General features: G+C 66.8%; 7 protein-coding genes. 4 read left to right on the top strand and 3 right to left on the bottom strand.

Annotated elements, in window-relative coordinates:
• Positions 1–313: 313 nt before the first annotated feature.
• From BM396_RS29730 to BM396_RS29740, 3 genes are read right to left on the bottom strand one after another with little or no spacing between them, the layout of a single operon-like run.
• Positions 314–1,009, bottom strand: coding sequence for an amino acid ABC transporter permease (locus tag BM396_RS29730; protein ID WP_043387384.1), 696 nt, complete (start codon positions 1,007–1,009; stop codon positions 314–316).
• The gene (locus tag BM396_RS29735) at positions 1,006–1,743 is read right to left on the bottom strand and encodes an amino acid ABC transporter permease (protein WP_043387385.1); all 738 of its coding nucleotides are present in this window, start codon (positions 1,741–1,743) and stop codon (positions 1,006–1,008) included. The genes BM396_RS29730 and BM396_RS29735 overlap by 4 nt, the downstream gene beginning before the upstream one ends.
• A gap of 19 nt (positions 1,744–1,762) precedes the next feature.
• Positions 1,763–2,566: an ABC transporter substrate-binding protein gene (locus BM396_RS29740; RefSeq protein WP_199807265.1), complete on the bottom strand. Its 804-nt coding sequence runs from the start codon at positions 2,564–2,566 to the stop codon at positions 1,763–1,765.
• 720 nt (positions 2,567–3,286) lie between these two features.
• On the opposite strand from BM396_RS29740, the gene rpsL reads away from it, so the two are divergent.
• The 4 genes from rpsL to tuf all read left to right on the top strand — a co-directional run bounded on the left by rpsL (position 3,287) and on the right by tuf (position 7,612).
• Positions 3,287–3,658 (top strand): 30S ribosomal protein S12, encoded by a 372-nt coding sequence (rpsL, locus tag BM396_RS29745; RefSeq protein ID WP_007557568.1) that lies wholly within the window; start codon positions 3,287–3,289, stop codon positions 3,656–3,658.
• A 128-nt stretch (positions 3,659–3,786) separates the two neighbouring features.
• On the top strand, positions 3,787–4,257 hold the full coding sequence (gene rpsG / locus BM396_RS29750) for a 30S ribosomal protein S7 (protein WP_007557567.1): 471 nt from the start codon (positions 3,787–3,789) through the stop codon (positions 4,255–4,257).
• Positions 4,258–4,287: 30 nt separating this feature from the next.
• Entirely contained in the window at positions 4,288–6,363 is a 2,076-nt protein-coding gene (gene fusA / locus BM396_RS29755; protein ID WP_043387390.1) for an elongation factor G, read from the top strand.
• A 58-nt stretch (positions 6,364–6,421) separates the two neighbouring features.
• A complete protein-coding gene (gene tuf / locus BM396_RS29760) occupies positions 6,422–7,612 on the top strand; it encodes an elongation factor Tu (RefSeq protein WP_043348276.1) in 1,191 nt (396 codons plus the stop codon).
• Positions 7,613–7,621 lie beyond the last annotated feature (9 nt).

Raw genomic sequence — 7,621 nt, forward strand, 5'->3', positions numbered from 1 at the left:
CCGTAGACCCTGCCGGCGCCCCCCTGCCCCGATCCGGTACGTCCCCTCCGGCAACCCGGCAGGATTTGCCGGCTTGCCCGCGTCCGGGGCGGGGTCCTCACGGCCGGCGCACCGGCCATCAACGGGCCTCCTCTCATCTCCGCCGGATGGCTTCGGCCCCTCTGGGCTGCCTCCTCCCCCCAAGGCGGAGTGGGACGCATCGCGTGACGGTTTCGGCGGGAGACCGTTTCATCGCCGGCCGAATCCGAGGTCGCGGCCATCGTTCGATCCGGCACGACGGGCGACCCAGGGGCCTGCTCCGGTCAGGATGGCCTCAGCCGAGATGCGCCTTCGGTCGCGAGCGCCGCCGCACGAGCCGCGCGGCGAGCCTGTCGAGGGCGACGCACAGGCCCGCGTAGAGGGCGCCGACGAACAGGAAGATTTCGGCCGGGTAGACCATGGTGCGGTTGTTCACCTGGGTGGCCACGAAGGACAGCTCGGGCACGCCGATCACGTAGGCGAGCGAGGTGTCCTTGATGAGCGTGGTCCATTGATTGACGAAGGACGGCGCCATGGCCCTGAGCGCCTGTGGCAGGATGATGAAGCGCAGCACCGGCCAGCGGCCGAAACCGAGGGCGAGGCCGGCCTCCCACTGACCGTGGCCGATGCTCTCGATCCCGGCCGCCACCCCGTACGAGAGATAGGCCCCGCCGACGAGCGCCAGGGTCGCCGCCACGGTGCCGATCTCCGGAATCGACACGCCGAACAGGATCGGCAGCAGGAAGTAGCTCCAGAAGATCAGCATCACGATCGGCACGGCGCGGAAGACGCCGAGCCCGATGGTCAGAGCGACGCGGGACGGCCCCGCGCTCATCGCCAGGGCGATGCCCAGGACGAGACCCAGCAGGGCCGAGGCGAGGCCGGACAGGCCGGAGAGGATCAGCGTCAGCGCCAGCCCGCCGACCGGGCCCCTGGGCCAGGCGCCGAGCAGCAGGTAGCCGAGATTGTCGGTGATGATCGCAGGGTTCATCGGCGCGGTCCCGGAGCCGCGGCGCGGCGGGCCACCGCCTGCCCCGCCGCCTCGACCAGGGCGACCGCGCCCACATAGAGCAGCGTCGCGATGCCGAAGGCCTGGAAGGTCTTGAACGTCTCGGTCTCCACCTGCCGGGACGCGTAGGACAGCTCCGCGAGGCCGATCGTCATGGTGAGGGCGGTGTTCTTGATCGTGTTGAGGTACTGGCCGACGATCGGCAGCCAGGCGACGCGCAGGGCCTGTGGCAGGACGATGTGGCGGAAGGCCTGGACCGGCGTCAGGCCAAGGGCGATGGCCGCCTCCCGCTGGCCGGGGCGGACACCGTTGACGCCTGCCCGGCCCTCCTCGGCGATGTAGGCGCCCGCATAGACGGTGAGGCCGAAGAACCCGGCCAGGGTCTCGTAGGCCGGCCAATGCACGGCGCCGAATCCCAGATCGAGGGCGTGCGGCGTGTTCAGCCAGGTTGTCGCGCCGCTCGGCAACAGGGCTGCGCCCACGAAGTACCAGACGAAGAGCTGCACCAGCAGCGGCGTGTTCCGGACGATCCCGACGAAGCCGGCCACTGCCCGCCCGGCCGCGGCGCCGCCCGCTTCCCGCAGGCAGCACGCCGCGAGACCCACCCCGGTGCCGGCGAGACACACGGCCGCCGAGAGAGCCAGGGTGAGTTCGAAGCCTTGGATCAGCCAGACGAGGTAGCGAGGCGCCAACAGGTCGCCGAAGAGCTGGCCCATCGCCGTCGCCCGGCCTCGGCTAGTTGCGGTCGCCGATTCGGAACAGGCGCGGCAGCGGCTGCTCGGTGTTCGGGCCGAACCAGCGATCGTAGATCTGTGCCGCCTTGCCGCGCGCCTCCAACTCGCGCAGCGCCTCGTTCACGAGATCCCGAAGCCGGCCCTCCCCCTTCGGGATGCCGACGCCGATATAGTCGTTGGAGATGCTGAAGGGCGGGATCTCGTAATTCTGGCGGTCCGGCACCTTCGCCAGCAGCCCGACGAGCTTCGGCCCGTCCTGCGTGATCGCCTGGACGTTGCCGTTGCGCAGGGCCGTGAAGGCGAAGGGCGTGTCATCGAAGGCGACCACCGTCGCCTTCGGGAAGTCCCGGCGCAGCACGATCTCGTTGGTGGTGCCCCTGTCGACGCCGATGCGCAGGCCGTTGAGCTGATCGGGGGACGACAGGGTGCCCTTCTTGGTCAGGAACTGCTGGCCGGACGCGAAGTAGGGGATGCTGAAGTCGAGTTGCTTGCCCCGCTCCTCCGTGATCGTGAAGTTCGCCAGGACCAGATCGACTTTGCCGGAGATCAGCAGCGGGATCCGATTCGCCGGGTTGGTGGGACGCAGTTCGACCTTTACGCCGAGCTTGTCGGCGATGGCCTGTGCGTAATCGACATCGAGCCCGGCAATCTGCAGGGTCCCGCGATCAACGAAGCCGAAGGGCGGATTGCTGTCAAAGACGGCCACCCGGAGAACGCCGGCCTTCCGGATGTCGTCGAGCCTGTCGGCCTGAGCTGCACTCACCGAACAAAGGATTGCCAGGGCGAGAGCGAAGAGGCGGCGCACGCGAATCTCCATTGGACAGAGCGGTGACAAAAACTCGGGCCGTTCACGGACGACGAAAGATTTTCGGTGCCGGGTGCAAGATGATATCCGATCCGGAGAAGACGATCGGAGCGGTTTGTCCCGAGCCTCCGCATCATTCTCTGAAAGCCGCAATCCGATCAACGGACCGGATTTCCGTTTTTCACCGGGTCATCAGCAAAGCGTGCTGGGGAAGCGAGGAGAAAGGCGGTGGATGTTCTTCATGCACCGGCAGGACGATTCGCGTGATCTTGCCCGGGTTCTGCCGCGGGTTGATGCCATCCCGGATCGAGCGCGGGGGCGGCCGTGGTTGACGGTCCGGTGATGCGGTGAGGGTCATGTACGCGCGGACGGGGATTCCGCGCCTTGACCGATCCTTAACCTCCGGCGCGGTGCAGTTTTCTGCCGCCACCGCATTGACCTGCGGGTCAACCGCGGCTAGAAGCGCGCCACTTCGGACGGCCATCGGCTGCCGACGGCCCTTGGGCATACCCCCTTGACGCCGCCGCCATCGCCCCGCGCGCTCCGAGGGTTCAAATCGCCTGACGCTTAAGTCAGATCCGTAGGTATGAGCGCGTTCGTTTCGGGCGTGCTCCTCTGCCCACACCGCGCCGAGGGTCCGTGACAGGCCCTCCGGCGCATATTCGTTTTGCGGACTGCCCTGTGCAGTCCGGCCTAGGTGACCGAGGAAGAGGGCACAGGATGCCGACGATCAACCAGCTGATCGCCCAGCCGCGGAAGATCCAGCGGAGCCGCAACAAGGTTCCGGCGCTCGACGCTTGCCCGCAGAAGCGCGGCGTCTGCACCCGCGTCTACACGACGACCCCGAAGAAGCCGAACTCGGCGCTCCGTAAGGTCGCCAAGGTGCGCCTCACCAACGGCTTCGAGGTGATCGGCTACATCCCGGGTGAGGGTCACAACCTTCAGGAGCACTCCGTGGTGATGATCCGCGGCGGCCGCGTGAAGGATCTTCCGGGCGTGCGCTACCACATCCTGCGCGGCGTGCTCGACACGCAGGGCGTGAAGAACCGCAAGCAGCGCCGTTCGAAGTACGGCGCCAAGCGTCCGAAGTAAGTCGGACGCCCGGATTTTTCCCGGGCGCCGGTCTGCGTTTCCACGGCCTCGCAAGGATGTCGCCGGCCTTACGGCTCAGGCGGCCTGCGCGGGGTGCTTAAGATCTTTTCGTTCGAGAGTTCCAGAAGATGTCCCGTCGTCACTCTGCCGAGAAGCGTGAGATCATCCCGGACCCGAAGTACGGGGACGTGGTGCTGACGAAGTTCATGAACTCCATCATGTACGAGGGCAAGAAGTCGACCGCCGAGCGGATCGTCTACGGTGCCTTCGACATCGTCGAGAACCGCGCCCGCGCCAACCCGATCGAGGTGTTCCGCGCCGCCCTCGACAACGTCGCCCCGATGATCGAGGTCCGCTCCCGCCGCGTCGGCGGCGCGACCTACCAGGTCCCCGTCGAGGTGCGCACCGAGCGTCGCCAGGCCCTCGCCATCCGTTGGCTGATCCAGGCGGCCCGTTCGCGCAACGACCGGACCATGATCGAGCGGCTCTCCGCCGAGCTGCTCGACGCCGCCAACAACCGCGGCAACGCCGTCAAGAAGCGGGAAGACACGCACCGGATGGCGGAAGCCAACCGCGCTTTCTCGCACTACCGCTGGTAAGCAGTTCCGCCGTCTCTCAGGAGCAATTCGATGCCCCGCACGCACGCGATCGAGGACTACCGCAACTTCGGCATCATGGCCCACATTGATGCCGGCAAGACCACGACGACCGAGCGGATCCTCTACTACACCGGAAAGTCCCATAAGATCGGCGAGGTCCATGAGGGCGCCGCCACCATGGACTGGATGGCGCAGGAGCAGGAGCGTGGCATCACGATCACCTCGGCTGCGACGACCTGCTTCTGGCGCGACAAGCGCCTGAACATCATCGACACCCCCGGCCACGTCGACTTCACCATCGAGGTCGAGCGCTCCCTGCGCGTGCTCGACGGCGCCGTGTGCGTGCTCGACGGCAACCAGGGCGTCGAGCCGCAGACCGAGACCGTGTGGCGCCAGGCCGACAAGTACGACGTGCCGCGCGTCGTGTTCGTCAACAAGATGGACAAGATCGGCGCCGACTTCTTCAAGTGCGTCGCCGACATCATCGACCGCGTCGCCGGCAAGCCCGTCTGCCTGCAACTGCCGATCGGTGCCGAGTCCAGCTTCCAGGGCGTCATCGACCTCATCAAGATGAAGGCGATCGTCTGGACGGGTGAGGCGCTCGGCGCCAACTTCGACGAGACCGAGATCCCGGCCGACCTGAAGGATCAGGCTGTCGAGTACCGCACCAAGCTGGTCGAGGCCTGCGTCGAGCTCGACGACGAGGCGATGTCCGCCTACCTCGACGGCACCGAGCCCGACGAGGCGACCATGCGCCGCCTGGTGCGCAAGGCCGTGCAGCTGCGCGCCTTCCACCCGGTGCTGTGCGGCTCGGCCTTCAAGAACAAGGGCGTGCAGCCGCTCCTCGACGCCGTCGTGGACTACCTGCCCTCCCCGGCCGATCGCGGCGAGATCAAGGGCATCGACTTCAAGACCGAGGAAGAGACCGTCCGTCACCCGACGGATTCGGATCCCTTCTCCATGCTCGCCTTCAAGATCATGGACGATCCCCACGTCGGCACGATCACTTTCTGCCGCGTGTACTCGGGCAAGGTCGAGACCAGCGCCAACGTGCTGAACTCGTCGCGCGACAAGAAGGAGCGCGTCGGCCGCATGCTCCTGATGCACGCCAACAACCGTGAGGACATCAAGGAGGCCTTCGCGGGCGACATCGTCGCCCTGGCCGGCCTCAAGGATACCCGCACGGGCGACACCCTCTGCGATCCGCAGAAGGCCGTGATCCTCGAGAAGATGGAGTTCCCCGAGCCCGTCATCGAGATCGCCGTCGAGCCGAAGTCGAAGGCCGATCAGGAGAAGCTCGGCATCGCGCTCTCGAAGCTCGCCGCCGAGGATCCGTCCTTCCGCGTGTCCACGGACCAGGAATCCGGCCAGACCATCCTCCGGGGGATGGGCGAGCTCCACCTGGACATCAAGGTCGACATCCTGCGCCGCACCTACAAGGTCGACGCGAATATCGGCCAGCCGCAGGTGGCCTACCGCGAGAAGCTGACCCGCCGTCAGGAGATCGACTACACGCACAAGAAGCAGACCGGCGGTACCGGCCAGTTTGCCCGCGTGAAGTTCGTGGTCGAGCCGAACGAGCCGGGCGCCGGCTTCCAGTTCGAGTCGAAGATCGTCGGCGGCGCGGTGCCGAAGGAGTACATCCCCGGCGTCGAGAAGGGCCTGAACTCGGTCCTGGGCGCGGGCGTCCTCGCCGGCTTCCCGGTGGTCGACGTGAAGGTCGAGCTGATCGACGGCGCCTACCACGACGTCGACTCCTCGGCGCTGGCCTTCGAGATCGCGTCCCGTGCAGCCCTCCGTGAGGCCCTGCAGAAGGGCGGCTCGGTCCTGCTCGAGCCGGTGATGAAGGTCGAGGTCGTCTCGCCGGAAGAGTACACCGGCTCGGTCATCGGCGACCTGAACTCCCGCCGCGGCCAGATCCAGGGTCAGGACATGCGCGGCAACGCCAACGTCATCAACGCGATGGTGCCGCTGGCCAACATGTTCGGCTACGTGAACAACCTGCGCTCCATGTCGCAGGGCCGGGCGAACTTCACCATGCAGTTCGACCACTACGAAGAGGTGCCGCGCGGCGAGGCCGACAAGGTCATCGCCAAGTACGCCTAAGGCTTCGGCCTGAGGCATCTCTTCTTCCGCAACGCGAATTCGAATCTAGGAGGCTCTGATGGGCAAGGAAAAGTTCTCCCGCACCAAGCCGCACTGCAACATTGGCACGATTGGTCACGTTGACCACGGCAAGACGTCGTTGACGGCGGCGATCACGAAGGTTCTGGCGGAGACGGGCGGGGCGACGTTCACGGCCTACGACCAGATCGACAAGGCTCCGGAGGAGAAGGCGCGCGGGATCACGATCTCGACGGCGCACGTGGAGTACGAGACGCAGAACCGTCACTACGCGCACGTGGATTGCCCCGGGCACGCCGACTACGTGAAGAACATGATCACGGGCGCGGCGCAGATGGACGGCGCGATCCTGGTGGTGTCGGCGGCCGACGGCCCGATGCCGCAGACCCGCGAGCACATCCTTCTGGCGCGTCAGGTCGGCGTTCCGGCGCTGGTGGTGTTCCTCAACAAGGTCGACATGGTCGACGACGAGGAGCTCCTGGAGCTGGTCGAGCTGGAGGTGCGCGAGCTCCTGTCGAAGTACGACTTCCCCGGCGACGACATCCCGATCACCAAGGGCTCGGCGCTGATGGCGCTTGAGGACAAGGAGCCGAAGATCGGCAAGGAGGCGGTGCTGGCGCTGATGGCGACGGTGGATGCCTACATCCCGCAGCCGGAGCGTCCGATCGACCTGCCGTTCCTGATGCCGATCGAGGACGTGTTCTCGATCTCGGGCCGCGGCACGGTGGTGACGGGACGCGTCGAGCGCGGCATCGTCAAGGTCGGCGAGACGGTGGAGATCGTCGGCATCCGCGACACGCAGACCACGACGGTCACGGGCGTGGAGATGTTCCGCAAGCTGCTCGACCAGGGCCAGGCGGGCGACAACGTCGGCGTGCTGCTGCGCGGCACGAAGCGCGAGGACGTGGAGCGCGGCCAGGTCGTGTGCAAGCCGGGTTCGGTGAAGCCGCACGCCAAGTTCAAGGCCGAGGCCTACATCCTGACCAAGGAAGAGGGCGGCCGCCACACGCCGTTCTTCACCAACTACCGGCCGCAGTTCTACTTCCGCACCACCGACGTGACCGGGATCGTGACGCTGCCCGAGGGCACCGAGATGGTGATGCCGGGCGACAACGTGACCATGGACGTGGCGCTGATCGTGCCGGTGGCCATGGAGGAGAAGCTGCGCTTCGCCATCCGCGAGGGCGGCCGCACCGTCGGTGCCGGCGTCGTCGCCGCCATCAACGATTGAGCTCGAGCA

It is taken from the genome of Methylobacterium sp. UNCCL125 (genome assembly GCF_900116795.1).
Taxonomy (GTDB): domain Bacteria; phylum Pseudomonadota; class Alphaproteobacteria; order Rhizobiales; family Beijerinckiaceae; genus Methylobacterium; species Methylobacterium fujisawaense.

Bases quoted from the DNA above. Each gene is read 5' to 3' on its own strand.
- BM396_RS29730 (WP_043387384.1), bottom strand. From the start codon at position 1,009: ATGAACCCTGCGATCATCACCGACAATCTCGGCTACCTGCTGCTCGGC.
- BM396_RS29735 (WP_043387385.1), bottom strand. From the start codon at position 1,743: ATGGGCCAGCTCTTCGGCGACCTGTTGGCGCCTCGCTACCTCGTCTGG.
- rpsL (WP_007557568.1), top strand. From the start codon at position 3,287: ATGCCGACGATCAACCAGCTGATCGCCCAGCCGCGGAAGATCCAGCGG.
- rpsG (WP_007557567.1), top strand. From the start codon at position 3,787: ATGTCCCGTCGTCACTCTGCCGAGAAGCGTGAGATCATCCCGGACCCG.
- fusA (WP_043387390.1), top strand. From the start codon at position 4,288: ATGCCCCGCACGCACGCGATCGAGGACTACCGCAACTTCGGCATCATG.
- tuf (WP_043348276.1), top strand. From the start codon at position 6,422: ATGGGCAAGGAAAAGTTCTCCCGCACCAAGCCGCACTGCAACATTGGC.